This window comes from Methylibium sp. (genome assembly GCF_965279545.1).
Classification (GTDB): domain Bacteria; phylum Pseudomonadota; class Gammaproteobacteria; order Burkholderiales; family Burkholderiaceae_C; genus Methylibium.
This window is the reverse complement of sequence record NZ_OZ257250.1, coordinates 2,821,277-2,847,041: the sequence shown is the minus strand read 5'-3', so window position 1 is coordinate 2,847,041 and position 25,765 is coordinate 2,821,277. Positions and strand designations below refer to the sequence as shown.

26 protein-coding genes are annotated in these 25,765 nt (G+C 67.5%); 10 read left to right on the top strand and 16 right to left on the bottom strand.

The window, feature by feature from the left end; all coding sequences use genetic code 11:
- Positions 1 to 2: 2 nt before the first annotated feature.
- A complete protein-coding gene (locus ACQY9S_RS13295; RefSeq protein WP_428420170.1) occupies positions 3 to 1,247 on the bottom strand; it encodes a cation:proton antiporter in 1,245 nt (414 codons plus the stop codon).
- 180 nt (positions 1,248 to 1,427) lie between these two features.
- Here ACQY9S_RS13295 and htpG point away from each other — a divergent pair, with 180 nt between their 5' ends.
- Positions 1,428 to 3,305, top strand: coding sequence for a molecular chaperone HtpG (htpG, locus tag ACQY9S_RS13290; protein WP_428420169.1), 1,878 nt, complete (start codon positions 1,428 to 1,430; stop codon positions 3,303 to 3,305).
- Between the two features lie 40 nt (positions 3,306 to 3,345).
- Here htpG and ACQY9S_RS13285 read toward each other — a convergent pair whose 3' ends face one another.
- Together ACQY9S_RS13285 and ACQY9S_RS13280 are read right to left on the bottom strand one after the other, a co-directional pair.
- Positions 3,346 to 4,362 carry a serine/threonine protein kinase gene (locus tag ACQY9S_RS13285; RefSeq protein ID WP_428420168.1) on the bottom strand — a complete coding sequence of 339 codons (1,017 nt, stop codon included), beginning with the start codon at positions 4,360 to 4,362 and terminating at the stop codon, positions 3,346 to 3,348.
- A 29-nt stretch (positions 4,363 to 4,391) separates the two neighbouring features.
- Positions 4,392 to 4,946 (bottom strand): hypothetical protein, encoded by a 555-nt coding sequence (locus tag ACQY9S_RS13280; RefSeq protein WP_428420167.1) that lies wholly within the window; start codon positions 4,944 to 4,946, stop codon positions 4,392 to 4,394.
- Here ACQY9S_RS13280 and ACQY9S_RS13275 point away from each other — a divergent pair.
- Complete coding sequence (locus ACQY9S_RS13275; RefSeq protein WP_428420166.1) at positions 4,939 to 5,127, top strand: hypothetical protein; 189 nt, start codon at positions 4,939 to 4,941, stop codon at positions 5,125 to 5,127. The genes ACQY9S_RS13280 and ACQY9S_RS13275 overlap by 8 nt on opposite strands.
- Positions 5,128 to 5,234: 107 nt before the next feature.
- On the opposite strand, the gene ACQY9S_RS13270 is transcribed toward ACQY9S_RS13275, so the two are convergent.
- Complete coding sequence (locus ACQY9S_RS13270) at positions 5,235 to 5,966, bottom strand: GNAT family N-acetyltransferase (RefSeq protein ID WP_428420165.1); 732 nt, start codon at positions 5,964 to 5,966, stop codon at positions 5,235 to 5,237.
- A 306-nt stretch (positions 5,967 to 6,272) separates the two neighbouring features.
- Here ACQY9S_RS13270 and rplM point away from each other — a divergent pair, with 306 nt between their 5' ends.
- The 5 genes from rplM to erpA all read left to right on the top strand — a co-directional run bounded on the left by rplM (position 6,273) and on the right by erpA (position 8,820).
- The gene (gene rplM, locus ACQY9S_RS13265; protein ID WP_428420164.1) at positions 6,273 to 6,701 is read left to right on the top strand and encodes a 50S ribosomal protein L13; all 429 of its coding nucleotides are present in this window, start codon (positions 6,273 to 6,275) and stop codon (positions 6,699 to 6,701) included.
- A gap of 9 nt (positions 6,702 to 6,710) precedes the next feature.
- Positions 6,711 to 7,103 carry a 30S ribosomal protein S9 gene (gene rpsI / locus ACQY9S_RS13260; RefSeq protein ID WP_428420163.1) on the top strand — a complete coding sequence of 131 codons (393 nt, stop codon included), beginning with the start codon at positions 6,711 to 6,713 and terminating at the stop codon, positions 7,101 to 7,103.
- A gap of 138 nt (positions 7,104 to 7,241) precedes the next feature.
- Entirely contained in the window at positions 7,242 to 7,964 is a 723-nt protein-coding gene (locus tag ACQY9S_RS13255; RefSeq protein ID WP_428420162.1) for a DUF6776 family protein, read from the top strand.
- A 38-nt stretch (positions 7,965 to 8,002) separates the two neighbouring features.
- Complete coding sequence (locus tag ACQY9S_RS13250; RefSeq protein ID WP_428420161.1) at positions 8,003 to 8,455, top strand: bactofilin family protein; 453 nt, start codon at positions 8,003 to 8,005, stop codon at positions 8,453 to 8,455.
- On the top strand, positions 8,452 to 8,820 hold the full coding sequence (gene erpA, locus ACQY9S_RS13245) for an iron-sulfur cluster insertion protein ErpA (RefSeq protein ID WP_428420160.1): 369 nt from the start codon (positions 8,452 to 8,454) through the stop codon (positions 8,818 to 8,820). The genes ACQY9S_RS13250 and erpA overlap by 4 nt, the downstream gene beginning before the upstream one ends.
- Before the next feature lie 73 nt (positions 8,821 to 8,893).
- Here erpA and ACQY9S_RS13240 read toward each other — a convergent pair whose 3' ends face one another.
- Both ACQY9S_RS13240 and ACQY9S_RS13235 read right to left on the bottom strand, forming a co-directional pair.
- Entirely contained in the window at positions 8,894 to 9,997 is a 1,104-nt protein-coding gene (locus ACQY9S_RS13240) for an anhydro-N-acetylmuramic acid kinase (RefSeq protein ID WP_428420159.1), read from the bottom strand.
- An 81-nt stretch (positions 9,998 to 10,078) separates the two neighbouring features.
- Positions 10,079 to 11,458 carry a M23 family metallopeptidase gene (locus tag ACQY9S_RS13235; RefSeq protein WP_428420158.1) on the bottom strand — a complete coding sequence of 460 codons (1,380 nt, stop codon included), beginning with the start codon at positions 11,456 to 11,458 and terminating at the stop codon, positions 10,079 to 10,081.
- A gap of 278 nt (positions 11,459 to 11,736) precedes the next feature.
- On the opposite strand from ACQY9S_RS13235, the gene tyrS reads away from it, so the two are divergent.
- Together tyrS and ACQY9S_RS13225 are read left to right on the top strand one after the other, a co-directional pair.
- Complete coding sequence (gene tyrS / locus ACQY9S_RS13230; RefSeq protein WP_428425736.1) at positions 11,737 to 12,915, top strand: tyrosine--tRNA ligase; 1,179 nt, start codon at positions 11,737 to 11,739, stop codon at positions 12,913 to 12,915.
- Positions 12,916 to 13,057: 142 nt separating this feature from the next.
- Positions 13,058 to 13,678, top strand: coding sequence for a hypothetical protein (locus ACQY9S_RS13225; RefSeq protein ID WP_428420157.1), 621 nt, complete (start codon positions 13,058 to 13,060; stop codon positions 13,676 to 13,678).
- 102 nt (positions 13,679 to 13,780) lie between these two features.
- Here ACQY9S_RS13225 and ACQY9S_RS13220 read toward each other — a convergent pair whose 3' ends face one another.
- The 4 genes from ACQY9S_RS13220 to ACQY9S_RS13205 form a co-directional block, all read right to left on the bottom strand.
- Entirely contained in the window at positions 13,781 to 14,752 is a 972-nt protein-coding gene (locus tag ACQY9S_RS13220; protein WP_428420156.1) for a tripartite tricarboxylate transporter substrate-binding protein, read from the bottom strand.
- Positions 14,753 to 14,906: 154 nt separating this feature from the next.
- Positions 14,907 to 15,200, bottom strand: a complete 294-nt coding sequence (locus ACQY9S_RS13215) for a hypothetical protein (RefSeq protein WP_428420155.1) — start codon at positions 15,198 to 15,200, stop codon at positions 14,907 to 14,909.
- A 47-nt stretch (positions 15,201 to 15,247) separates the two neighbouring features.
- Positions 15,248 to 16,144: a 5'-nucleotidase gene (locus tag ACQY9S_RS13210; protein ID WP_428420154.1), complete on the bottom strand. Its 897-nt coding sequence runs from the start codon at positions 16,142 to 16,144 to the stop codon at positions 15,248 to 15,250.
- A gap of 65 nt (positions 16,145 to 16,209) precedes the next feature.
- The gene (locus tag ACQY9S_RS13205; protein ID WP_428420153.1) at positions 16,210 to 17,223 is read right to left on the bottom strand and encodes an AAA family ATPase; all 1,014 of its coding nucleotides are present in this window, start codon (positions 17,221 to 17,223) and stop codon (positions 16,210 to 16,212) included.
- 302 nt (positions 17,224 to 17,525) lie between these two features.
- Between ACQY9S_RS13205 and ACQY9S_RS13200 the strand changes: the two genes are divergently transcribed.
- Positions 17,526 to 17,822, top strand: coding sequence for a hypothetical protein (locus tag ACQY9S_RS13200; protein WP_428420152.1), 297 nt, complete (start codon positions 17,526 to 17,528; stop codon positions 17,820 to 17,822).
- Between the two features lie 47 nt (positions 17,823 to 17,869).
- On the opposite strand, the gene gspF is transcribed toward ACQY9S_RS13200, so the two are convergent.
- From gspF to gspL, 6 genes are all read right to left on the bottom strand, one after another.
- Positions 17,870 to 19,084, bottom strand: a complete 1,215-nt coding sequence (gspF, locus tag ACQY9S_RS13195; protein ID WP_428420151.1) for a type II secretion system inner membrane protein GspF — start codon at positions 19,082 to 19,084, stop codon at positions 17,870 to 17,872.
- Between the two features lie 113 nt (positions 19,085 to 19,197).
- Positions 19,198 to 20,622, bottom strand: a complete 1,425-nt coding sequence (gene gspE, locus ACQY9S_RS13190) for a type II secretion system ATPase GspE (RefSeq protein WP_428420150.1) — start codon at positions 20,620 to 20,622, stop codon at positions 19,198 to 19,200.
- Between the two features lie 15 nt (positions 20,623 to 20,637).
- The gene (gene gspD, locus ACQY9S_RS13185; RefSeq protein ID WP_428420149.1) at positions 20,638 to 22,830 is read right to left on the bottom strand and encodes a type II secretion system secretin GspD; all 2,193 of its coding nucleotides are present in this window, start codon (positions 22,828 to 22,830) and stop codon (positions 20,638 to 20,640) included.
- A complete protein-coding gene (gspN, locus tag ACQY9S_RS13180; RefSeq protein WP_428420148.1) occupies positions 22,827 to 23,711 on the bottom strand; it encodes a type II secretion system protein N in 885 nt (294 codons plus the stop codon). The genes gspD and gspN overlap by 4 nt, the downstream gene beginning before the upstream one ends.
- Positions 23,712 to 23,793: 82 nt before the next feature.
- Positions 23,794 to 24,303: a type II secretion system protein GspM gene (gene gspM / locus ACQY9S_RS13175; RefSeq protein ID WP_428420147.1), complete on the bottom strand. Its 510-nt coding sequence runs from the start codon at positions 24,301 to 24,303 to the stop codon at positions 23,794 to 23,796.
- 124 nt (positions 24,304 to 24,427) lie between these two features.
- Positions 24,428 to 25,684 (bottom strand): type II secretion system protein GspL, encoded by a 1,257-nt coding sequence (gene gspL, locus ACQY9S_RS13170; RefSeq protein ID WP_428420146.1) that lies wholly within the window; start codon positions 25,682 to 25,684, stop codon positions 24,428 to 24,430.
- Between the last annotated feature and the right edge of the window lie 81 nt (positions 25,685 to 25,765).

The window sequence follows — 25,765 nt, the reverse complement described above, 5'->3', positions numbered from 1 at the left end:
GTTCAGCTCCGTTCCGGGACTTCACGGGCGAGGCGGCGCAGGCCGAGCACCGACCACACGGGACCGCTGAGCTGCATCAGCGTGACGGCGATCACCAGTGCCTGCAGCACGCCGGCGTCGACGACCGGCGCGTCGGCCGGCCAGCCGTAGGTGCTGGCCCCCAGCAGCAGGGCCGACTGCGCCATCGGCTGCAGCGCCACCGTGAGGGCCAGTGCCTGGCGCATGCTCAGGCCGCTGGGACGCGCCAGTGCAGCGACCGCCAGCCCCTTGCCGAGTGCACGCGCGACGATGATCGCCAGCGCCCAGGGCCACAGGCTCCAGTAGCTCTCGACCGAGCTGACCAGTCCGAGGCTCACGAACAGCAGCACCGTGAGGGCGGCACCGGCGGTGCCGAGCTGGGGCTCGACGGTCAGGCCATGTCCCATGCGCGTGCGCGCCACGATGCCGGCCACCAGCAGCGCCAGCAGCGGCGACAGCGTCCACTGCGCGGCGAGCAGGGCGCCGAGCACCAACAGGCCGATCTGCAGCACCGCGCTGGCCATCGTGCGGCGCATGGGCTTGGACATCCAGGTGAGCAGCAAGCCGAGCAGCGCACCGAGCAGGAAGGAGCCGCACAACACGTAGACGGCGTTGGCCAGCGCCGGCAGCCACTCCGAACTCAGTGGCGCATCGGCGGCCGCGATCACGCGCCAGATCTTGAGCGCCAGCACGGCGAGCACGCTGTTGAGCGCCGTCATCATGAGCAGTCGCTCGGTCACCTGACCCCGCGGCTGGGTTTCGTGCACCGCCGCCATCGTGATGACCGGCGAGGTGGCCATCGCGACCGCACCGGCCAGTGCGGCCGACATCGCCGGCGCCCCCAGCATCACCAGGCCCACGGTGACGGCGGCGGCGGCCAGCAGGGCCTCGGCCACGCACTGGAGCGCCAGCGTCGGGTTGTCGAACAGCCAGCGCGGGCGGATGCGCGAACCGAGCTCGAACACCAGCACGCCGACGGCCAGATCGAGCAGGGGCTTCCATGGGTCGAGGTCGGTGCGCTCCAGCAAGCGCAAGGCCAGCGGGCTGGCGAGCACGCCGACCAGCATGTGGCCACAGGTCCGCGGCAGGCGGGTCCAGCGACGCACGGCCTCGCCGGTGACGACCGCGATGATGATGAGCAACGCGATCCCCAGCACGGGGTCGGCGCCGCGCAGACCTTCCAGTGTCCACAGCGGTGCCGTGGGCAAGACGAGAGCGGACGTCTCCATGGCGTTGTGGTTCTCCTTGGCGCTTGCGCACACCATGGGGTGTGCTGTGGTGCAGAGCGGTGGTCCGGTCCGCGACTCGGGGCCAGGCGATCTTGAAAGACACGCGGGTGGCCCCACAATGCTCGGCGCACGTTCAGGCACTCAATGCGCGTGCACCCTGTCAACGATTCTCAGGCCGCCATGACCAAGCAGACCCTGTCATTCCAAGCCGAAGTGCAACAGCTGCTGCACCTCGTTACCCACTCCTTGTACTCTAACAAGGAGATCTTCCTGCGCGAGCTGATTTCCAACGCCTCCGATGCCTGCGACAAGTTGCGCTTCGAGGCACTGAACGAGACCGCACTGTACGAGGATGCGCCGACGCTGGACGTTCGCGTGAGTTTCGACAACGAGGCGCGCACGATCACGATCGCCGACAACGGCATCGGCATGAGCGCCGACGAGGCGATCGCGAACCTCGGCACCATCGCCAAGAGCGGCACGCGCGAGTTCGTCGGAAAGCTGTCGGGCGAGCAGGCCAAGGATGCCCAGCTGATCGGCCAGTTCGGCGTCGGCTTCTACAGCGGCTACATCGTTGCCGACCGCATCACGGTCGAGTCGCGCCGCGCCGGCCTGAAGCCGGACCAGGGTGTGCGCTGGAGCAGCGCCGGCACCGGGGACTTCGAGGTCGAGAACCTCACGCGCGCGCAGCGCGGCACCGCGGTGACGCTGCACCTGCGCGAAGGCGAGGACGAATTCCTGAGTGCCTGGAAGCTCAAGTCCGTCATCGGGCGTTACTCCGATCACATTTCCTTGCCGATCCTGATGCGCGAGCAGCTGTGGGACGCAGAGAAGAGCGAGTACGTGACGAAGGAGACTTGGGAGACGGTCAACAAGGCCGCGGCCTTGTGGGCCCGCCCGAAGAGCGAGATCACCGATGCCGAGTACAAGAGCTTCTACGAGCAGTTCAGCCACGACAGCACGCCGCCGCTGGCGTACACGCACAACCGCGTCGAGGGTCGCAGCGAGTACATCCAGCTGCTCTACCTGCCGGCCAAGGCGCCGCATGACCTCTGGAACCGCGACCGGCAGGGCGGCATCAAGCTGTACGTGAAGCGTGTCTTCATCATGGACGATGCGCAGGCGTTGATGCCGAGCTACCTGCGCTTCGTCAAGGGTGTGATCGACTCGAGCGACCTGCCGCTGAACGTGTCGCGCGAGCTGTTGCAGGAAAGCCGCGACGTGAAGGCGATCCGCGAGGGGTCGACCAAGCGGGTGCTGAGCATGCTGGAGGAGATGGCGGGCAGCGATGATGTTGCCCGTCGCGATCAGTACGCCGCGTTCTGGCGCGAATTCGGCGCGGTGTTGAAGGAAGGCGTGGGCGAAGACCATGCGAACCGCGAGCGCCTGGCCAAGCTGCTGCGCTTCGCGTCGACGCAGGCCGACGAGGGGGTGTCGCTGGCCGACTACGTGACGCGCATGAAGGATGGTCAGGAGGCGGTCTACTACATCACCGCGGACACCGCGGCCGCGGCGCGCCACAGCCCGCAGCTCGAGGTGTTCCGCAAGAAGGGCATCGAGGTGCTGTTGCTCACCGACCGCGTCGACGAGTGGATGCTCGCGCACCTGTTCGAGTTCGAGGGCAAGCCGCTGCAGAGCGTCGCCAAGGGCGCCGTCGATCTGGGCAAGCTGCAGGACGAGGGCGAGAAGCAGCAGGCCGAGGCCGCCGCCGAGGCCTTCAAACCGCTGCTGGCGAAGCTGAAGGACGCGCTGAAGGACCGTGCCAAGGACGTGCGTGTGACGACGCGGCTCGTCGATTCACCGGCCTGCCTGGTGGTGGAGGACGGCGACATCAGCGGACATCTCGCGCGCCTGCTGAAGCAAGCCGGCCAGAGCGCGCCGGCCAGCCTGCCGATCCTGGAGGTGAACACGGAGCATGCGCTGGTCAAGCGACTGGACGGCGCCGAGCGCTTCGACGACCTGGCGCAGGTGCTGTTCGACCAGGCCGTGCTGGCCGAGGGCGGGCAGCTCGACGACCCGGCCGCCTACGTACAGCGCGTGAACCGGCTGCTGGTCTGAGCCGCATCCCGGCCGCGAGCAACCTCCTGGAACTCAACAGCTAGGCGTCGGTCATCAGTTCGATCTGCACCAGCAGGTGCTCGATCTGCTGGGACCAGTAGCTCGGCGCGCCGAACCAGGGAAACGCGGCCGGGAAGGCCGGGTCGTCCCAGCGCTGCGCGAGCCAGGCGCTGTGGTGGATCATGCGCAAGGTGCGCAGCGCCTCGATCAGCGCGAGCTCGCGGCGGTCGAAGTCGCAGAAGGTCTCGTAGCCTTCCAGCAGCGCGGCGAGCTGCTGCCGGGCGACATCCGGGTCGCCGGACAGCAGCATCCACAGGTCCTGGACGGCCGGCCCCATCGCCGCGTCGTCGAGGTCGACGAAATGCGGCCCCTGCGGCGTCCACAACAGGTTGCCCGGGTGGAAGTCGCCGTGCAGGCGCAGCGAGCGCAGCGGCGCGGCCGCCGCGAAATGCTGAGCGACCAGCATGAGCGCCTGACGAGAGACTTCGGACCAGCGAGGAAGTTCGGCGGCCGTGATCGTGTTCGTGTCCAGCAGCCATTCGCGCGGCGTCCAGCCGAGCGTGTCGGCGTCGAGCGTGCGTCGGTGCAGGAAGGGCCGCTGCCGCCCCACGGCGTGCAGGCGGCCGATGAAGCGGCCGATCCATTCGAGCACTTCCGGGTCGTCGAGCTCCGGCGCGCGCCCGGCGCGGCGCGGCGCGACCGCGAAGCGCGCGGTTCCGAGCTGCGCCAGCGTCGGCGGCTCGCCGAACACTTCGAGCGTGCCGCGGGCCACTTGCCGGTCCAGCACCAGCGGCGGCACCGCCGGCACTTCTGCCGCAGCGAGTTCGAGCGCGTAGGCATGCTCTTCGAGGATTTGGGCGTTGCTCCAGCGAGCGGGGCGGTAGAATTTTGCGACGACGGTGCTGCCGTCCTCGAGGGCCACCTGGAACACCCGGTTTTCGTAGGAGTTCAACTGCAGCAGCCGGCCGTCGCCGTAGAGGCCGGCGTCGGCCATCGCGTCCAGCACGGCGTGCGGTGTCAGTTCGGCAAAAGGCTGCTGCGGTGTTGCGTTTTCCATGCGGCGATGCTCGCACGCGAGCAGCGCATTCAGCGCAGGGAGCCTGGCGCCGAGTCGTGCGAGGGCGCTGACATCGGCGCGAACTCGCTGCTCGGGCCGTCGAGCCGGCTGTCGGGCGCGAAGAACGAGTCCTGTGGGAAGCCCGAATCGGCCCAGCGTGCCGATCGCTCGGCGCGGCGCGTGCGCACGGTGTCGGACAGCGTGCTGCGCGCTTGCTGGAAGTTCTTCGGCGGCGGCGCCAGCGGCGCCTGGCGCGGCACGGCGCCCTGGGGGCGCAGCAGCAATTGCAACTCGCTCATCGGTGGCAGGTTCTCGGCCCGGCACGACAAGTAGCGGATTCGGCAGGCATCGAGCACCGACTGCTTGATCCTGCTGGCGCGTCGTGACACGCCGCGCTCGGGTTCAAGGTCAATGACGGCGATGACGCGCCCGTTGGGGCTGCAGACCGCGAAACTGACGTGCAGGCTGCCGAGCAGGTCGAACCAGTAGCGGACCCGCCGCGGATCGCGTGGCTGGCAAAGCCGAACCAGCGGAAGCTTGGCGAGCACGATGTACTGCGGCAAGGCCTCGCGCAGCATGCGCATCGTGCGCCTTTCGTCTGAATTGAGTACCGGCCGGGCCATCACCAGCCATTGTTTGGGCAGCGACCTGCGCTGGCTGTGCGAATGGGAGTACCGCCCGGCCGCGAATGCACCGATCAAGGCGGCGCCCGCGAGCAGCAAATACAGCCAATGGGGCATCGTCATGAAAGGGAAAGTCGCGTGACGGAAACGCCACGGCACTGCGCGGTCGGTCCGGCATGCTAGTCACCGCCGGCGGGTCGCGGCATCCCCTCAGGTGAGTGCTTGTCGCGCAACCACGACGTCCCCGCTTCATTCCGAGGCGACGTGGGCTCCTTTCGCGAACTGCGCACGGACTTCGTTCACCGCGTCGAAAAGGTGCTCCAGGCGCATGGCATGGCGCATGATCCGATGGTTGACCTCGGCTGCATAGGTTTCCACCATCTCTTCGACTTGGCTTGCCAAGGTGTCGGGCGGCAGCGTCAGCCACGCTTCCGACTCGCTGCCGTCACGCACCACCTTGGCGCCTGCATTCCGGGCGATCTTCAGCATTGCCGTGTTCTCGCTCAGCGCATGGATGAACAGGGTCTCGGTGCTCCGGTTGCGGGCGTGCATGACAGCGTGTTCGAACAACCGGGCACCGTAGCCGCGGCCACGGGCCTGCGGCAACACCGAAACACCGAATTCGACCATCGCCGGACGGCTGCTCAGCTGTGGCGGGCGCTCGTACGCGAGATGCGCCACCGCAACCAACTCGAGACGACGGTTGAAGATGCCGAACACTTCATCACGGTCGAAGTCGATGCCGGTCACGTAGTTGGCGATCTGCTCGTCACTCGCCGTGTGGCCGAAGCGCAGGTAGCGGTCGCCCGGAGGCAGCGCGATCAAGTGGGTCGTGATCCGTTTGCGGTAGCGTTCGGCAAGCGAGCGGATCGGAACCCACCGGAATACGCCGCCGCGCGCCGGCACCGAAGCCGGCTCGGGCTGAACAGGCCGTTCAGTGAGCGGGTCAAGGCTGCTGGAGCTTGCGGGCACGGGCGGCATGGTGAATTAAGGGTTTACCCTTGTATTGTAGCGAGTGAGATGGGCTGCAGGGATTCTTGGGTGGGGTGTCCCCTCCGGAGTTGCTCCGTATGCAGTGGGTCGCGCTGTTCGCAGGTGCGTACCTGCCTTATACTCACAGGCTTTCCCGTCTTCCGACTCCGGGAAGTGACAGGGCGTCTCGTGTGCGCCCGATGTTCCGCCTAAGAGGCCTCGCACCCGCCCGCACGGTACTTCCGTCGGTCAGTGCATCACAAGAGGCACCGACCGCGGAAGCGAAGAGCCGGGATTTCCACTCAGTCATTTGTCATGAAAACCTTCAGCGCCAAACCGGCCGAAGTGACGCACGAGTGGTTTGTGATTGACGCGACCGACAAGGTCCTCGGCAGGGTTGCCAGCGAAGTGGCCCTCCGTTTGCGTGGCAAGCACAAGCCTATCTACACGCCTCACGTCGATACCGGCGACTTCATCGTCATCGTCAACGCCGACAAGCTCCGTGTCACGGGCAACAAGGCCAACGACAAGGTGTACTACCGCCACTCCGGGTATCCGGGCGGGATCTACGCGACCAAGTTCAAGGACATGCAGGCCAAGCACCCCGGCCGTGCATTGGAGAAGGCCGTCAAGGGCATGCTCCCCAAGGGCCCACTGGGCTACGCGATGATCAAGAAGCTGAAGGTTTATGCCGGTGCCACGCACCCGCATACCGCCCAGAGCCCCAAGGCGCTGGAAGTCTAAGGAGCGGCGATGATTGGCAATTGGAATTATGGGACCGGCCGCCGCAAGTCTTCGGTGGCGCGCGTGTTCATCAAGAAGGGCACCGGCCAGATCACGGTCAATGGCAAGCCGGCCGAGCAGTACTTCGGCCGGCAGACCTCGATCATGATCGTCAAGCAGCCGTTGTTCCTGACGAACAATGTCGAAGCCTTCGACATCAAGGTCAACGTCCACGGCGGTGGCGAATCGGGTCAGGCCGGTGCCGTGCGTCACGGCGTGACGCGTGCGTTGATCGACTATGACGCGGCGCTGAAGCCCGAACTCAGCCGCGCCGGCTTCGTGACCCGCGATGCGCGCGAAGTCGAGCGCAAGAAGGTCGGCCTGCACGGAGCGCGCCGCCGCAAGCAGTTCAGCAAGCGCTGATCTGCCTCAGAGCGAGAAAAAAGGCCGCCTTCGGGCGGCTTTTTCATTTGTGCTGCAAGTTCGTCTTCCGGTTGCACATCCGCACCGAGCGCAGAGGGGGGCTGCCTAGAATGAGCATTTTGGATTTGCCGAAACGCCATGCGCTGGAAGCTGCTGCGCCGCCGCTTGTCGATCAGTGCTCCGCGCATGATTGTGCGCAGCCATTTGCCCTGGCCGATGCGCTGGGCGGTGCTGGCGCTGGCGCTGGGTTTCTCGGCCGCCCTGGCCCTGTGGGCCTTCGAGTTTGGCAGGGACATTGCCGGGCTAGACCGGCTTGATCGGGTTCAGTCGCCTACGCCGGTGGCGTCCGACGCGACCGATCTCGAGCAGTTGCGTAGCGAGCGCGACAAGGCGCAGAGCATCGCCAACACTGCCGAGAGTCTGCTGAAGACCGAGCGCACGACACAGGAGCGCCTCGTGGGCCAGATCAAGGCGCTGGAAGCCGAGAACATGGTGCTCAAGGGCGACCTGGGCTTTTTCGAGCGCCTGCTGCCGACCAGCGGCAAAGCGGAATTGGTGGTGCGCGGTCTGCAGGCCGAGGTGGTCGGCAGCGGTCAGCTCCGCTATCAGTTGCTGGTGATGCAGCAGGGCAAGGCGCCGACCGAGTTCAAGGGCCGCTATGAATTGACGCTGCGGGGCCAGCTTGGCGGCCAGTCGTGGTCGCAGCAGCCGTCCGGTGCGCAGCGGTCCTTGCAGTTCCGGCAGTACCAACGCGTCGATGGCATGTTGGAGTTCCCCGCACTCGTTGTGGTCGACGCCCTGCAGGTCAGGGTGCTGGATGCGCAGGGTGGGGTGCGAGCCAGTCAGGATGTGAGCCTGTAGTGAGTCGTCGAAAGCACTCTAACGTTGGAGACTAGAAGATGTTTGGAATGCGCAAACAGCCGCCGATTCGTACCCTCGTCGGCGAGGGGATAGTGATCGAAGGAGAGATCCGTTTCACCGAAGGTCTGCGCATCGACGGGCGAGTGCTCGGCAACGTGCTTGCTCTGGGCGATGAGCGCAATCTGTTGGTGATCGGCGAGAAAGCCAGTATCGCGGGCAGGGTTAAAGCCGGGCACGTGATCGTCAACGGCGAGGTCCGTGGCCCCGTCGAGTCGGACGAACTGCTGGAACTGCAACCGAAGGCGCGCATAGAGGGCAATGTGCGTTACGAGCGCCTGGAAATGCACCAGGGTGCCCAAGTTCATGGCGAACTGCGCCCCTTGAATGTCGAAGACAAACCCGCACTTCGACTGGCGGCCAATGCAGTCTTGAGCGCGGTCGGTCACAATACCCGAACGGTCACGGACCGCGAGTCACAGGAGTCTCCATGAGCGCCGTTGCAGAACACATTGCCACCGAAATGCCGCCTGCCCCCATCGTCTTCACCGACAGTGCGGCAGGCAAGGTCAAACAACTGGTCGAGGAAGAAGGCAATCCCGAGCTGAAGCTCCGCGTCTTCGTGCAGGGTGGCGGGTGTTCGGGATTCCAGTACGGCTTCACCTTCGACGAGATCGTCAACGACGACGACACGAAGATGGAGAAGAACGGCGTGATGTTGCTGATCGACGCGATGAGCCTGCAATACCTGGTCGGTGCCGAGATCGACTACAAGGAAGACTTGGAAGGCGCCCAGTTCGTCATCAAGAACCCCAACGCCACCACCACCTGTGGTTGTGGCTCGAGCTTTTCGACCTGAGACGACGCCAATCTCTCTTCCCGGGTTTCGAGCCAAAGCCGCCTTCGGGCGGTTTTGTCGTTTCCGCGGTCTCTCAGGCCGGATAGAAGGCACCCAGCACGCGCGGTCCTGCGGCCCCCGTCACTTCCTTCAAGGAGCCGGGGCGGCCTTCGATGTGAGCGCGGGCAAGCCACGCAAAGGCGGCCGCCTCGACCTGCAATGGCGGCAGCCCGCGCGCGGCGCTCGACATCACCCGGGTGTTCGGCAGAGCGATCTGCAAGCGGCGCATCAGCTCCAGATTCAGCGCGCCACCGCCGCACACCAGCAACTCGGCCGCGCCGGGCAAATGACGTTGCAGGTCCTGCGCGATGACCTGGACGGTCAACTCGCAAAGCGTTGCCTGGACGTGTTGTGCAGGCGCATTCGGAAAACCGTCCAACAGGGTTTCGAGCCAGGCCGCGTGGAAGTCGTCGCGGCCCGTGCTCTTGGGAGGTGGCAGCGCGAAGTACGGGTCGCGCCGTGCCGCCGCGAGCAGGGCGGGCAGCACCTCTCCGCTGGCTGCCCAGCTCCCCTTGTCATCGTAGGCTTGGCCGCGGTGGTGCAGGCACCACAGATCCATCAGCGCATTGCCGGGCCCGCAATCGAAGCCCCGCACGACCTCGTCACCGCCCGGCAGCAGCGTGAGGTTGCTGATGCCTCCGATGTTGACGACCGCCACGTCCTCTCCGCGGTGGCCGAAGTGAGCATGGTGGAAAGCCGGCACCAGTGGAGCCCCCTGGCCACCGGCCGCGACGTCGCGGCTGCGCAGATCGGCCACCACGGCGATGCCGGTCAATTCGGCCAGCAGTGACGGTGCATTGAGCTGCAGCGTGTAGCCGACGCCATCGAACTGGCCTGGACGATGGCGCACCGTCTGCCCATGAGCGCCGATGGCACGCACCGGGCCCGGGGCCTGCTCGAGGAGCTCCGCGACGAGCGCCGCGTATACCTTCACCAATGCATTGGCGGCCAGCGCCGCGCGGTGAAGTTCGTTGTCGCCGGGGCTGTTCAGGGCGAGCAACTCGGCGCGCAGCGTTCGGTCGAACGAGCGATGCGCGTGGGCAATGACCTGCAGCCGTTCGCCACTGAACTGGGCCAGCACGCCGTCAGCACCGTCGATCGAGGTGCCGGACATCAGGCCAATGTACAGGTCGCTCATCACGTCATCCTAAGCCGGTCCGCACCGGATCCGCGCATGAAAAAGCCCGCCGGAGCGGGCTCTTCACACCGGGTGGTCAGTTCACTCGAAGCGCGCCACGGCCAGCGTCGAAGCCACCTGAAGCTGCGATCTCGCCGATGCCGCAATCTCGGTGAAACGCGCCCGCGCCGCGGGCGAGATGGTCAAGGCTTCGGATGCGCGCGCGATCGTCATCGGGTCCTGGACCTGGCCTCGCACGCGGAACTCGAAATGCAGGTGCGGTCCGGTGGCCCAGCCGGTGGCGCCGACGGCACCGACCACCTGGCCCTGGTCGATGCGCTGGCCGCGCTTCACCTCCAGGCGGCTCAAATGGGCATAGCGGGTTTCGCGCTCGCCAGCGTGACGGATGATCGCGATGTTGCCGTAGCCGTTCTGCCAGCCGGCAAACTCGACCACGCCATCGCCGACGGCGCGCACCGGTGTTCCGCTCGGGGCACCGTAGTCGACACCCAGGTGAGCGCGCCACGTCTGCAGGATAGGGTGCAGGCGCATCGAGAAACCCGAGGTCACGCGCGAGAAGGCCATCGGCGAGGCCAGGAACATGCGCGTCTTGCTGCGGCCGTCGAGCCCGAAATAACCGCCCTTGGTCTTGCCGTTCGTTGCGGTTTCCTGGAACCACACGGCGTCGTGCGTGTGTCCGTCGTTGATGAACTGCGCCGCCAGCACCCGGCCGCAAGCCTGGTTCCAGGTGACGGGTTCGCCATCAGCCGTGAGCGCCTCGTACAGCACGGTGAAAGTGTCGCCGCGCTTGAGCTCGCGACGGAAGTCGATGTCGGTGCTGAACAGTTCGGCCAGCTGTGTCGTCACCGTGTCGGGCAGCCGCGAATCGTCCGCGGCGGCGAACAGCGAGCTCTGGATGGTTCCGGACCCGAGCCTGACCTCGGTCGACAGCGGCGCCTGTTCGGTGTGGGCTCGCAGTCCCAGTGCGTCGCGCTCGATCGTCAGCCGGGTGAATCGTGTCGAAGACTGCTCGCCTGCTTCGGCCGGTGAGCGGACCGTGAGACGGGTGAGCCGGCCGTTGGTTGCCAGCGCCTGCACCATTTTGCCGGGGCGGCCTTCGAGCACTGCCCGCGCGGTGCTGTCACGCCGCAGGAAGGCAGCGGCCTCCGAGTCGTCGATGCCCAGGCGCTGCAGCAGTGTGTCGGCGGTATCGCTGCTGCGCGTCAGTTCGCTGTGATAGAGCGGCAGCGAATGCGTTTCAAGTGCTTGCAACTGCGCGTCGAGCGCGAGGGGCGTGACGCTTTGCGTCAGCACGCGGCGCGGCAGGTCGGCCGCATCGGGTGCGAGCGGCGCAACGCCGAAGGCCGTGACGGCGGTGCCCAGCAGCAACGTGACCACGGCAGCGGTCAGCCGACGCGGGTGGCGCTGCAGCAGCCCATCCGTGCGCTCGACGAGGCGCAGCAAGGAAGCAGAAGTGTTCAATCCCGACGATCCCAAATACTGCCGGTCATCGCGGCTGCGCTGGCAGCGGCCGCTTGCGGCGTGGTTAGCGTGTGCAACTGACGGTGGCGGGGCGTTGCCCCTCTAGAATCCCGTCACGCCGCAGACGCGCGATTGTATCGATGGCCCTTCCTGCGGCCCTGTGTAAAGCCCAAATCCTGCTCATGTCCCACCCTGCTGATCAGGTTAACGCCTCAACGACTCCTGAATTACTGGCTTCTGCTGCCAAGTTCAAGATAACGGACCGCGCTCAGGCCGCCATGGCCGTCAGCCTCCGGGGTTGCGACGAACTGCTGCCACAGGACGACTGGCTGCGAAAGCTCGCCAAGTCCGATGCAACCGGCGTGCCACTGCGCATCAAACTGGGCCTGGACCCGACCGCGCCCGACATCCACCTGGGCCACACCGTCGTGCTGAACAAGATGCGCCAACTCCAGGACCTGGGGCATCAGGTGATCTTCCTGATCGGTGACTTCACCTCGATGATCGGCGATCCGTCGGGCCGCAACGCCACGCGTCCGCCGCTGACGCGCGAGCAGATCGAAGCCAATGCCCAGACCTACTACCGGCAGGCCAGCCTGGTTCTGGATCCTTCGAAGACCGAGATCCGCTACAACTCCGAATGGAGCGATCCGCTCGGGGCACGCGGCATGATCCAGCTCGCTTCGCGCTACACCATCGCGCGGATGATGGAGCGCGATGACTTCACCAAGCGCTTCAAGGCCGGCGTGCCGATTTCGGTGCACGAGTTCCTCTACCCGCTGATGCAAGGGTACGACTCGGTGGCGTTGAAGTCGGATCTCGAGCTCGGCGGCACCGACCAGAAGTTCAACTTGCTCGTCGGCCGTCAACTGCAGGCCGAATACGGCCAGGAGCCGCAGTGCATCCTGACCATGCCGCTGCTCGAAGGGCTGGACGGCGTCGAGAAGATGTCGAAGAGCAAGAACAACTACATCGGCATCACCGAGCCGGCAAACAGCATGTTCGCGAAACTGCTGTCCATCAGCGACACGCTGATGTGGAAGTACTTCACCTTGCTGAGCTTCCGCTCCGAGGCCGAGATCGCCGCGCTGAAAGCCGAGGTCGAGGCTGGCCGCAACCCGAAGGATGCCAAGGTGCTGCTGGCCAAGGAGATCACCACCCGCTTTCACAGCGCGGCGGCGGCCGACACGGCCGAGGCGGATTTCCAGAACCGCGCCAAGGGCGGCGTGCCGGACGACGTTCCCGACGTGGCTCTGACCGGTGCGCCGCTGGGCATCGGCGCGCTGCTGAAGCAGGCCAAGCTCGTGACCTCGGGCAGCGAAGGCTTGCGGATGGTCGAGCAGGGCGGCGTGCGGATCGACGGCGCCGCGGTCAGCGACAAGGCGCTGAAGCTCGGTGCCGGTGTTTACGTGGTCCAGGTCGGCAAGCGCAAGTTCGCTCGCGTGACGCTCGGCTAGCCGCCGCCGGTCCGAACCTCGGCCGGTGCGGGCGACGGTGGCCTGCTCCTCGGCGGTCATGACAAACTAATGTCATGAAAACCCACCCGCGACTGGAACGAAAAGCGCTTGGCATCGCGTGCCCGCCGAGGTGGGGGTGCTCGTGAGTGCCCTGCGTCGCCTGCTCAACCGCATCGACCGCCGGCTCGACAGCAACAGCCTGCACGAGCCGCTGACCCGCAGCGAGCGCCCGCCGGGCGGCGGTGTGCCTTGTCTCGTGTCGCACGCGCTGGAACACGCCGTGAAGACTGCGCATCAGTTCGATGCCGACGCACGGCTCAAGCATGTGCTCGCGCCGCAGGGTGCTGCGAGCGATGGCGCCGCGCGGCGCTGGGAGTTCGTGTTCGACCTGCCGCAGCGGCGCGCCAAGATGCTCAGCCAGTGGTACCTCGATGGCGACCGCAAGTTCGGCCGTTTCGGCCGCGAGTGCTTCGACGCTTCCCTGGTCCCCTTTCCGCCGCTCGACAGCGCGCTGGCGCAAGCGGTCGCTCAGGGCCGGCTGCCCTATGCGCAATGCGCCGCGGCGTGGCGCGAGGAGCGGCGTCGCACGCCGGACCTGCCGCTCGGCCTGCGCGACTCCGACGCGGTGATGGTCGACTTGCTGCGCCAGGGCCTGCAGCCGGACGCCGGCCCCTGGGTGTTGCGCAACGCGCTGCTGCAACCCGGTGGCCACGTCTGGCTCGCGCAGGTCGGCGACACGAGCTTCCACTGCCGATTCAGTTGAACGCGCGTGAAAAAGCCACTCCGCGCAGCGGCTTCTGAGCAGGCTCGACCCGGCTGCAACCCCGCCCAGCGGCGCGGTATCCCGCGTAGCCGGGGACTGCATTCAGTCGGCGTACTGCCCGGCCGACTTGATGACCGGGCCCCACTTCTCGATCTCGGACGAGACCCACTTCTTGTGCTCGGCCGGACTCGTGCGGGCGTCGCTCACGACCACGGCGCCGAGTGCCTCTTCGCGCTTCAGGAAATCGGCATCCTTCAGTGCGGTCTTCAGTGCGGCGTTGACCTTGTCGAGCACCGCCTTCGGCGTGCCCTTCGGTGCGTACAGACCGTGCCAGATGCTGACGTTGAAGCCCTTCATGCCCGATTCGTCGAGCGTCGGCAGCTTGGCCAGTGCCGGCGTCGTCAGGCGCTTGGGCGTTGTCACCGCATAGGCCTTGACCTTGCCGCTTTCGATCTGCGCCGTGGTGTTGGTGGTCTGATCGCACATGAGGTCGACCTGACCGCCGATCAGGTCGGTCATCGCCGGGCCGGTGCCCTTGTAAGGCACCGTGGTCATGTCGACCTTCAAGGTACTCATGAACAGCAGGCCGCACAGGTGCGAGGCAGCGCCGAGGCCGGCGTTCGCGAGATTGACCTTGCCCTTGTTGGCATCGATCCACTTGGTCAGCTCGGCGTAGTTGGCGGCCGGCAGCGTCGGCTTGCCGATCAGCGTCATCGGCACTTCATTGATCAGGCCGAGGTACTCGAAGTCGTCGAGCGTCTTGTACTGCAGGTTGCGGTAGAGCGCCGGCGACGTGGCCATGCCGATGTGATGCAGCAGCAGCGTGTAGCCGTCGGGCAAGGCCTTGGCGACCTTGGCCGCGCCCAGCGTGCCACCCGCACCGCCGACGTTCTCGATCACGATCGTGGCGCCGCCCAGCGGCTTGCGCAGGGCTTCGGCAAAGTCGCGTGCCACCTTGTCGGTCGGGCCACCGGCAGAGAACGGCACGACGATGGTGATCGGCTTTTCCGGGTACTCGGCCAGTGCGCAGGTCATGCTGAAGACTGCAGTGGCGGCGAGCAGGAAGCGTTTCATACGGAACTCCTTCGAGGGAAACTTCAAAGCGTGAGGAATGCTAGAGGCTCCCGCCGGCGGGGCCATGCCGGAAACTACGTAAACGCTGCCACCGGGCCTGCGGCCATCGCGGTGCCGGGTGGCACGCAGGAGGGAGCCCCGAACTGCCCGGGGGTCAGTCGTCGCTGTCGTCCCAGCGTGCCAGCAACTGCTTGAGCTCGTCGCCGAAGCGGCGAATGTCGGCGCTGTTCCTGAGCAGCTTGTCGCTCCATTGCGGCGACTGCGCCGGCTGGCGCACCACGCGCGCGCGGATCGCACCGGCTTCCAATGCCAGTTCGACAACCGCCCGACCGTGCAACTCGAAGCGGCCCGCGCGCTCGACCAGCCGCCATTCGCGCAGGCTGCGCTTGAGCGTGGTGAGTGCCTCTTCGGCCTTGAACGGGGGCGGGGCGAAGAAGTCGTCGGTCATGGCTGTACTCCGGAGCGGCAGGCCGCGTCACGACGGACCGGGCGTCCTCAGGGGTTGGACACGCCCGAGGCCACGTGTCCGGCCGGCACGTGGTGCGCCGCGCTCTCGACGTGGCGCGTCTGATCGTCGAAGAAGAAGTCAGGCTCGAACTCACGCAGGAATTCGCCCTTCGGCAGGCCGCCGAGGAACATCGCCTCATCGACCTCGATGTGCCAGTTCATCAGCGTGCGGATCGCGCGCTCGTGCGCTGGTGCGCTGCGCGCGGTGACCAGCGCGGTGCGCAGGCGCATGCGGTCGGTGCTGGCCTGCTGCAGCTGCTGCAAAGCGTGGAGCAGCGGCTTGAACGGGCCGGCCGCGAGCGGACTGGCGGCGCGGTCGGCCTCGTGGCGCTGGAAGGCGTCGAGCCCGTCGCTCTGGAACACCTGCTCGGCCTCGTCGGAAAACAGCACGGCATCGCCGTCGAAGGCGATGCGAACCTCGTTCGGGTGGGCCTCGGAGGCGCGTGCCGCATGCGGCAGCACGCGGGCCGCCGGCACGCCGGCCTCGAGCGCCGAGCGCACGTCGGCATCGTTGGCGCTCAGGAAAAGATTGGCATGCAGGGGCTTCAGGTAGCGCCACGGCGAGCTGCCGCGCGTGAACACGCCGCGCTGGATCGGCAGGCCGTAGTGCTGGGCCGAGCGGAACACCCGCATGCCGGAGACCGGGTCGTTGCGCGACAGGATCACCACCTCGACGCGCGGTGCCTCGGGCGTGGTGAAGGCGAGCAGCTTGTGCACCAGCGAGAACGCGACGCCGGGCCGCGCCGGCTGTTCGAGCCGCTGCAGCTGCAGCTGCATGTAGGCGCGGTCATCGTTGCCTTCGAAGACCGTGTTCTCTTCTTCGAAGTCGAACAGCGCGCGCGAGGAAATGGCCACCACGAGCTGGCCGGCGAGGGAAACGGACATGCGCGCATCCTAGCCCGGCGGCATGCCTGGCACCGCATGCGCCTCGCCGCTTGTCCGCGTCGGGACTACTGCACGAAGCCGATCGGCGAGCGCTTGCCGTGTGCCTGCGGCAGGTCGCGCACCTGCACCTCGTTGCGGCCAGAGAGCTTGGCATTGCCGAAAGCGGTCATCCAGGCGCGGCGCATCTCGCGCGGTGCCAGCTCGGCCATGGCGTCGAGCACGTCGTCACCCGGGGCCGGCGCGAAGCGACTGCCCCAGTCGTGGTCGGCGCGGATGCCGCGGTACAGCCGGGCCGCGATCGAGCGCGCCGCGGCGGCATCGGGCGTCTGGACCTCGAACACGTTCATGCGGTTCAGGATCGGCTCGGGGATGGCGCGCGCTTCGTTGGCGGTGGCGACCCAGATCACCTGGCTGGCATCGATCGCCACCTCGGCGAATTCGTCGGTGAAACTGCCAGCGGTGTCGTGCTCGAGCAGGCTGTACAGGGCGCCGAGCGGGTCGTAGGCGTGCTCGCCGCCCGTCTTGTCGATCTCGTCGACCACCATCACCGGATTGGCGTACTGGCCGTCGACCAGGGTCTCGAACACCTTGCCGGGGCGTGCGCCTTTCCATTGGCTCGAGGCGCCGCTGAGCACCCAGCCGGCGGTCAACGAACTCATCGACAGGAAGCCCAGGCCGGTGCCGAGCAACTGCGCGATCTCGCGGGCGAAATGGGTCTTGCCGACGCCGGGCGGGCCGAGCAGCAGCATGGGCGTGATCTCGAGTGCGTCGCGACTGTCATGGCACAGCGCGAGCTGGCGCTTCACGTCGTCGAGCACGTCGTGGAAATTGGGCAGTTGCTCATAGAGGTGATCCATCGCGGGCACGCCCGAGGGCTTGACCTGGAAGCGCTCTGCACCCTTCTCGAGCATGCGCTCGTAAGTGGCGCGCAGGCTCTCGTGCTCTTTGGCGGGTAGTTTCTCGAGCCGGCGCTCGACGTCACCGAGGCGGTAGACGCTGCGCATGTGGGCAATCGGCAGGCCCGATCGTGGCAGCCCGTTCGGCACGGTGACGAGTTCGGTGGCGGTGGACGACGGCATGCAGATCCTCCAGACAACAACCCATTGAGATCCATTGCAGCAAAGCCTGACGCAAGCCAGCCCCGGATCAACGGGGCAAACCCCGAGCAGATCGCATGCAACCCACGTGCCGGGGGTATCGGAAGTGGCATGCCGATGCTGCGCTGCAACATAACCCGTGCAAGCCTCGAGACGCCAGCATATAATGGTTTACCCTAGTTAGACGGTGACGGGCTACAGCCCGTCGATCGACTGCTTCAGAAACGACGGTGACGGTGTCTTACAGAGAGGCCGTCGATCGACTGCTTGGTTAGAGGTTCGTCATGAAGACTCTGTTCCGCCCCCTGGTTGCCCTGTCCCTGGTCGTCGCGGCCGTGCTGCCCGTCCACGCTGAAACGACCGTTCCGGTCGAGGATTTCGGTGTGTTCGTCGACTTGCCGACGGGCTTTGCCTTCGTCAAGACGCCCGCGGGCTGGCACTTCGTGCGCCGGATCGAAGCGTCGCGGCTGTCACAGCTGCATCCGACGACATTTGTGTCACTGACACAGGCCGGTGCGCAGTTGGGCGGTGCCAAGACGCTGTCGCTGCGCGACGAACAGTCCAAGACTGACCGGCTCTGAGTCCTGCGTCGATCGAGCGGTGAATACCGGCCCTGCGGGGCCGGTATTCATTTCACCCAGGTGTTGAGCTGGATGATCGGCAACAGCACCGCCAGCACGATCAGCATCACCACCGCGCCCATGACGACGATCAGCAGCGGCTCGAGGATGGTGGCGAGCGCCAGCGCCCGCCGCTGTACCTCGGTGCCGAGCTGGTTTGCTGCACGCTGCAGCATCATCGGCAACTGACCCGTCTGCTCGCCCAGGCGCGCGAACATCGCCAGCAGGCCCGGGAAGCGCCGCTTGCCGGCCAATGCCGAGGCCAGCGGCGCACCTTCTCGCACCTGAACGAGGGCGGCCATCGCATCGGCACGCATTGCGCGGTTGCTCAGGGTTTCGGCGGCGGCCTGCAAGGCCTTGAGGATCGGCACGCCAGCGCCGGCCAGCATCGCCAGCGTGCCGGCGAAGCGCGCAGCGTTGTAGCCGCGCGAGAGGCGGCCGACCAGCGGCAAGGTGAGCCAGAACGCGTCGAAGCGTTCGCGAAAGGCTTCGTTGCGGCGCATGAAGAGCAGTGTCCCCACGCTGCCTGCGACGGCCAGGGCCATCAGCCAGCCCCAACTGCGCAAGAAGGCGCTGATCGCGAGCATGGCACTGGTGAGGAAGGGCAGCGCACGCTTGCCGCTGACGAACACGCTGGCGACCTGCGGCACGACGTAGGTGACCAGGAACACCACGATCACGATGGCCACCAGTGACACGATCGCCGGGTAGAGCGCCGCGCCGATCAGCTTGCTGCGCAGCTCCTGGCGCTCTTCCAGGTCATCGGCCAACTTTTCGAGCACCAAGCCGAGCTGGCCGGTCTGCTCACCGGCGCCGACCACTGCGCGGTACACGTCGTCAAACTCGCGCGGTGCATTGCCCAGCGCGCGCGCGAACGGCGAGCCGGCGTTGACCTCGGCCCGCAGGTGAGCGAGCAGCTCACGCTGGCTTGGGTCGTCGGCCTCGTCGGCCAGCGCGGTCAGGGCACGCTCGAGCGGCAGGCCGGCACTGACGAGCCCTGCCAGCTGGCGGGTCCAGATCGCCAAACCCGTGCTGTTGAAGACGCGGCGACCCAGATGGAACGAACGGGTGTTGACCGCCTGCGAGAACACGGGCCTGACCTCGAGCGGCACGAGCTGCTGCAGCCGCAACTGCGCGCGCGCGGCGCGCGCGTTGTCGGCTTCCAGCAGTCCCGTCTTGGGCTTGCCGGCGGCGTCGAGGGCGTCGAACTTGTAGGCGGGCATAGGGCGCGTGGCGAAGGGCCCCGTCTACGGGGATCGACCAGCGCAGCGACCGGCGAGCGATCCGGGCTCGATGCCCGGATCGTGAGCGCGCGTTCCCCAGAGCGATGGATTCATCATTCCCGTGTGACCCGCATCAGCTCTTCGAGCGAGGTCACGCCGCCGGCGACCAGCCGTTCGCCGTCTTCGCGCATGGTCTTCATGCCGGCGCGTTCGGCCGCCACGAAGACTTGCGACTCGGCGGCGCGGTTGTGGATCAGGCTCTGGATGGCGCTGTCGGCGACCATCAGCTCGTAGACCCCCGTGCGACCCTTGTAGCCGGTGCTGCCGCAGGCCGGGCAGCCGACCGGGTGCCAGCGGCCCTTGTCGTCCTGCTTCTTGCACTCGGGGCAGAGCTTGCGCACGAGGCGCTGCGCCAGCACGCCGAGCAGCGACGAACTCAGCAGGAAGGGCTCGATGCCCATGTCGGTCAGCCGCGTGACGGCGCTGGGCGCGTCGTTGGTGTGCAGCGTGGCGAGCACCAGATGGCCGGTCAGCGAGGCCTGGATTGCGATCTGCGCGGTCTCGAAGTCGCGGATCTCGCCGATCATGATCACGTCCGGGTCCTGGCGCAGGATCGCGCGCAGCGACTTGGCGAAGGTCAGGTCGATCTTCGGATTGACCTGGGTCTGGCCGATGCCGGGCAGCTCGTACTCGATCGGGTCCTCGACCGTAAGCACGTTGGTCGTTTGCGTGTCGACCTGGCCGAGGCCGGCGTACAGCGTGGTCGTCTTGCCCGAGCCAGTCGGTCCGGTGACCAGCACGATGCCGTGCGGCTGGGCCATCAGGCGCTTGAATTTCTCGAGCGTCTCGCCGCTCATGCCCAGCGATTCGAGCGAGAAGCGCGTGCTGTCGCCCTTGTCGAGCAAGCGCAGCACCGCGCGCTCGCCATGGGCGCTGGGCAATGTGGAAACGCGCACGTCGATTGCACGCCCGCCGATGCGCAGCGAGATGCGACCGTCCTGCGGCAATCGCTTCTCCGAGATGTCGAGCTCGGCCATGATCTTCAGGCGCGAGATCAGTGCCGCGTGCAGCGCCTTGTTCGGCTGCACCACCTCGCGCAGCGTGCCGTCAACGCGGAAGCGCACCGCCGAGCTGCGCTCGTAGGGCTCGATGTGGATGTCGCTGGCGCCGTCCTTCGCGGCTTGTGTCAGCAGCGCGTTGAGCATGCGGATGATGGGCGCGTCGTTGGCGGCTTCGAGCAGATCCTCGACGGCCGGCAGGTCCTGCATCAACCGTGACAGGTCGACGCCGCTCTCGACCTCGCCGATCACCGCCGCGGCGCTGGACTCGCCACCGGCATAGACCCGCGCGATGCGCTGCGACAGCGTGGCCGGCGCTTCGCGCTCGAGCGCATCGACCGCATAGAGCCGCATCACTTCGCTCAGCACCGATGGCGACACGCTGTCGCCGGCCCACAGCACGAGCTGGCTGCCATTGTCCTCGAGCAGCAACGAATGCGCCTTCGCGTAGGCGTAGGGCAGCGGATGGCGGGTGGACATGGCGGGACCCGGCGCTCAGTTCTGCAACGGTGGCGAGGCCGGCGGCGTGGGGGCGGGCTGCATCGGTTCACCCGGCGGCGGACGCAGGGGCGGCAGCACCGGGGCCTCGAAGGTCGGCAGCAGCACGCGCGGTTCGGGCTGCGTGTCCTTCTGCTGGGCGCGGATCAGGTCGTAGCGGTCGAGCGACAGCGCATTGCTGTTCTCGGCGCTGCGCATGACCTGGGGGCGCAGGAAGACCATCAGATTGCTCTTGGTGCGCGTGCGGTTGTCGCTGCGGAACAGCGCGCCGACACCAGGCAACCTGGACAGCCCCGGCACGCCGCTGGTGTTGTTCTGGAACTGGTCCTGCATCAGGCCGCCCATGACCAGGATGTCGCCGTCGTTGACCACCACGGTCGACTCGATCGAGCGCTTGTTCGTCACCAGCCCCGCGGTCGCGTCGGCCACGCCTTGCGAGACGTTCTGGTTCACGACACTCGACGCCTCCTGGTACACGGTCATGCGCACGGTGCCGTTCTCGCCGATCTGGGGCTTCACGCGCAGCGTGATGCCGACGTCCTTGCGCTCGATGGTCTGGAAGGGGTTGGTCGCGCCGCTGCCGGTGCCCGTGCTGGTGAAGGAGCCGGTCACGAAGGGCACGTTCTGGCCGACGACGATCTTGGCCTCCTCGTTGTCCAGCGTCACCAGGTTCGGCGTGGAGAGGATGTTGCCGTCGGCATTGGTCTCGAGAAAGCGGGCCAGTGCCCCTAGCGTGTAGATGCCCGCGAACTTGCGAATGACGCCGAGATTCAGCCCGGCCGAGGGCAGGCTGCTGCTGAGCGACGTGCCGCCCGCCGCCGCCGCGATCGACAGGTTGATGATGTTGTTGCCGCCGGTGCCGAAGTTGGTGCCGCCGATCAGGCCGGTCTTGTCGCCGTCCTTGCCGATCAGGCCTTGCCACTGGATGCCCGCATCGGCGGCCTTGGTGGCATTGACCTCGACGATCATGGTTTCCACATAGACCTGGGCGCGGCGCGCGTCGAGCTGGTCGATCACGGAACGCAACTGGCGGTACAGCGGTTCGGCCGCGGTGATGATCAGCGCGTTGGTCGCCGGATCGGCTTGGATGAAGCCGCCCGTCGAGGGCTGCGCGACCGAGTTGACGGGGTTGGTTGACTGGGGAGAGGCGCCGGTGGTCGAACTCTGGTTGTTGTTCTGGGTGCTCGCCAGGTTCGCGATGTTCGTGCCCGGGCTGGCGAGGTTGCTGCTGCCCGCGTTGCCGCTGTTGCTGAAGGCGGCCCGCAGCACTTGCGCGAGACGCGTCGCATCGGCGTTCTTCAGGTAGACGACGTAGATGTTGCTGCCTCCGGCGCCGCCGACGCCCGGCTGGTCCAGCTTGCCGATCAGCGCGCGCACCTGAGCTAGCTTGGCCGGATTGGCGGCGCGGACCAGCAGCGCGTTGGTCCGTGAATCGGCCATCACGGACAGCCCGCCACCGGCTGCCGTGGCGGGCGGACCGCCGGCCGCCACGGGCGCGTCGGAGAGCCGTTGCACGAGCACCGCGATGTCGGACGCGACGGCGTGCTGCAGCGGGATCACCTCGACGTCGGTTGCCCCGGGCACATCCATGGTCGCGATCACCTTCGCGATGCGCTGCAGGTTGTCGGCGTAGTCCGTGATCACCAGCGAGTTGTTGCCGGGGTTGGCGTTGATGGTGTTGTTCGGGCTGATCAGCGGGCGCAGCACGGCCACCAGGTTGTTGGCGTTCTCGTGGTTGAGCCGGAAGATCTGCGTGATGATCTGGTCGCCCTGGCGCGAGACGGTGCCGATCGACACGGTGCCGGTCTGCAGCTTGGCGTCGGCTTCGGGCACCACCTTCAACAGCCCGGCGACTTCGACCACCGTGAAGCCCAGCCCGCGCAGCGCCGCCAGGAAGTTCAGATAGGCTTCGCGCGGCGACAGCGGCTGCTCGCTGTACAGCGTGATCTGGCCCTTGACGCGCGGATCGATCACGATCTGCCGCTCCAGGATGGCGCCGATCGCGCGTGCCACGCCTTCGATCTCGGCGTTCACGAAATTCAGCGTCACCGGTTCACGCGACTTGGTCTTTTGCGCCAGGGCCGGCGGCGCAGCGCCGCCGAGCGCGACGCTGACCACGGCCGCAGCCAGCGCGCGCAGCGCCGTGGCGCGGCGAGCGGGCTTCGGGGAAAAGGGCAGGCTCATGATCATCCGATCGAAATGACGGACCGCGCGCCGTCGCGCCGCCCGATGATGTTCAGCAGGTTGGTCAGTGCCGGCTGGTCGGCCTCGGCCGCGCTCGCCTCACCTCGGAAGCGCAGGCCGCCGGCTCCGAGCGCACCCTGTCCCGAGAGCCTCAAGGCGCCTTCGGTCGTGCTCAGGGTCAACTGCGCCGTGCCGGCAGTGGCCGGGTCGCTGTCCAGCTGGAGACGGTAGCTGCCCAGGTGGTCCAGTGTCGATACCCTGGATGCGGCATTCACCACGTCCAGGCTGGCCTGGCCGTTCACGCGCCAGCGTCCCTGCACCGTCTGCAGGCTGATGCCCGTCGAACTCAAGCGCAGGACACCGCCGAGCTGCAGCGTGTTCCACGGTGTGCCCAGTCCGACCAGCCACTCGGCCGGCCATTGGCCGATCCAGGCCGGCGAGCCTTGCAGCGTGGTCGTGAGCGTCCCGAAACCGGGGGCCAGCCGCAGGCTCGGGCGGCCGTTGAGGCAGCAGGCATGTTCCAGCTCCAGCGCCAGCGCGAGACCTGCCGGGCGCAAGGTCCACTGCAGGCGTCCTGGCAGCGACCGCGCGTCGCGGCTGTCCGCGCCGCCGGTGAGCACGGCAACGGCACTGCCGTGCCACAGGCTGCCGCGCGCGTCGGCCAGCAGCACATGGCCGGCACTGGCACGCTCCACCCAGGCCGCGAGCCAGGCGGCCGGTGCAAAGGCCAGCAAGCCGAGCAAGCCCCCCAGCACCGCACCCCAGATCGCCCAGCGTCGCCCGGCGTGCCGAGCGCGCTCCCAGCGCATGCCCTCGAAGGTGGATTCGCCCCATTCGCTCGCGCGGGATGCAGCGCCGGCATCGCCGGGTCGACGCAACAGCGACACACGCCACGTCGACGGGCGCCACCGGGAGGCTGGGAAAGGGCGGGCCATCAGAGTGCGCCTCGTGCGTGAGCGTGGAATCGTTTCAGCCGGGACGCGACAGGCTGAGCAGCACGCTGCCGCTGTAGCCGTTCGGGCCGCGCGAGAGCTTGACCTCGTCGGGCCGCGCGCGCGCCGCGCTGCGCACCTCGCCGAGCCAGGCGGCCAAGGCTTCGCCGGGCACACCGCTCAGCGTCAGTGTCGCGCGGTCGCCCTGCAGCGTGATCCGGGCGTTCGCGCCCAGCCGCTCGGTCGCACCGCGCAGCGCGGCCTCGGCCTGGGCCGGCTTGACGGTCGGCAGCTTGCGCAGCTCACGGCTTTCAGCAGCCTGGCGCTGCATCTGCTGCAACTGCGATTCCACGGCATCTAGCTGCACCGGGGTGTCGCGCAAGGTGCGCGAGGCCGGCTGAACGGCCAGCATCCAGAGCAGCACCGCGCCGATCACCGTCAGCGCGGTGGTGACGAGACGACGCTCGCGCCGCGCGAGCCGGTTCCAGCGCATGCGCCACTGGTCGCGCGCGGCGACCAGACCCGCAGGGAGGGCGAGGCGACTCATTGGCGCGGCGCCCCCGGCGCTGTGCGCCGGCCCGGCCCGGGCCCCATGAAGACACTTCGTGGCCTCCCGCCGCGCTGTGGGTGCGGGGCCGCTCCGTGGTCCACGGCAGGTCGTGATGCGAGGCTCATGTGCGGCGCCCCCCTGGCGCCGACACGCGGCGCAAGCTCACGCGCTCATCGACCGCTTCGACCTGCCAGCCGCTCGAGGACAACGCGTCGCGAAAGCTCTGGATCTGCACGTCGCTCCAGCCGGGCGTGGCGAGCGTCAGCAGCCCGTTCTCGTAGCCGAGCATCTGGACAGGCTGCTGAGCCGGCCAGGCGCTGGCCGCGGCCTGCAAGGCCGATTCGAAGTCGGCTTCGCCGGGCCGCCCGGCGGCGACTCGCAGTGCGTCGGTTTCCTTTTGCATCTGTACCGGTGCATCGAGTACGGCGCGAACCTGCGGATAGGTGGTGTGCAGCAGGTCGGTCATGGCGACACGCTTGGCCTCGAGCGCGTTGCGCTGCTGCCAGGCGGCGACATTCAGGCCGATGAGTTGCACGGCGACCAGCCCGGTCAGTCCGAGGCGCACCGGTTGCCAGGCCGAACTCCGGAACCTTCGCCCGGCTTCGCGCAAGGCATTCAAACCCCGGTGGCGCGGTGCCAGACCGAACTGGCGCAAATTCCACAGCGAGCGCGCCGCCTGCAAGGCGTGCTCGGCCGGTGACTGAACGCGCACCGTGCTGCCGAGCCAGCGCTCGGCGGGCGCGGCGACCGCCGGGGTGGCCGTGAAGCGCGCGTCGGCGGGCAGCGGCTGCGGCAGCAGCGCACGCGCGAGCCCGCCCTGCAGCGGCCAGCACGCAACACCATCGGCATGCGCCCAGGTGAGCATGAGGCCCAGGCCGCCCACACCGGCGTCGCCACCGTCATGCGTTTCGGCGAAATGCCCGCTGGCCGGCTCATCCGGCCAGGCCGCCGGCACGACGCGATCGACCCGCAGCCCGGCGCCCTCGAGCATGGCGATTTCCCCGGCCAGCCAGGCGCGGTCCGTCGCGGCCACCCAGACCAGGTCGCCGCCCTTGGCTCCCGGGGCCAGGGCGAAATGCAGCTGCGCGGTGTCTTCGAGCAGTGCTTCCTCCAGCACGCCGGCCAGCGCGACCCCGAGACGGGCCGGCGGTGCCTTGGGGCAGACGATGCGGTGCCAGCTGACATCGGTGGCTGCCAGCACCGCCACCACCTGATCGGCCTTGGGCAGCAGCGCCGGAGCGGCCTGTCCTTCGCGGATCACGTCGAGGCTGTCATTGCTGAACGCATAGGCGAAGTTCCCCGCCACCCGCGGCGCGGGCGCAGTGGCACCGGCGCGCAAGCGCGGCCGCGGCGGGAACGAAACGACAAGCGTTGTCATGGGGGTGAGTGTGCGCGGCGATTGTAGGTGTGGCGCATCAGAGACAGCGCGGAATCAGTGCCTGGCGCCGGTTTCCGGATG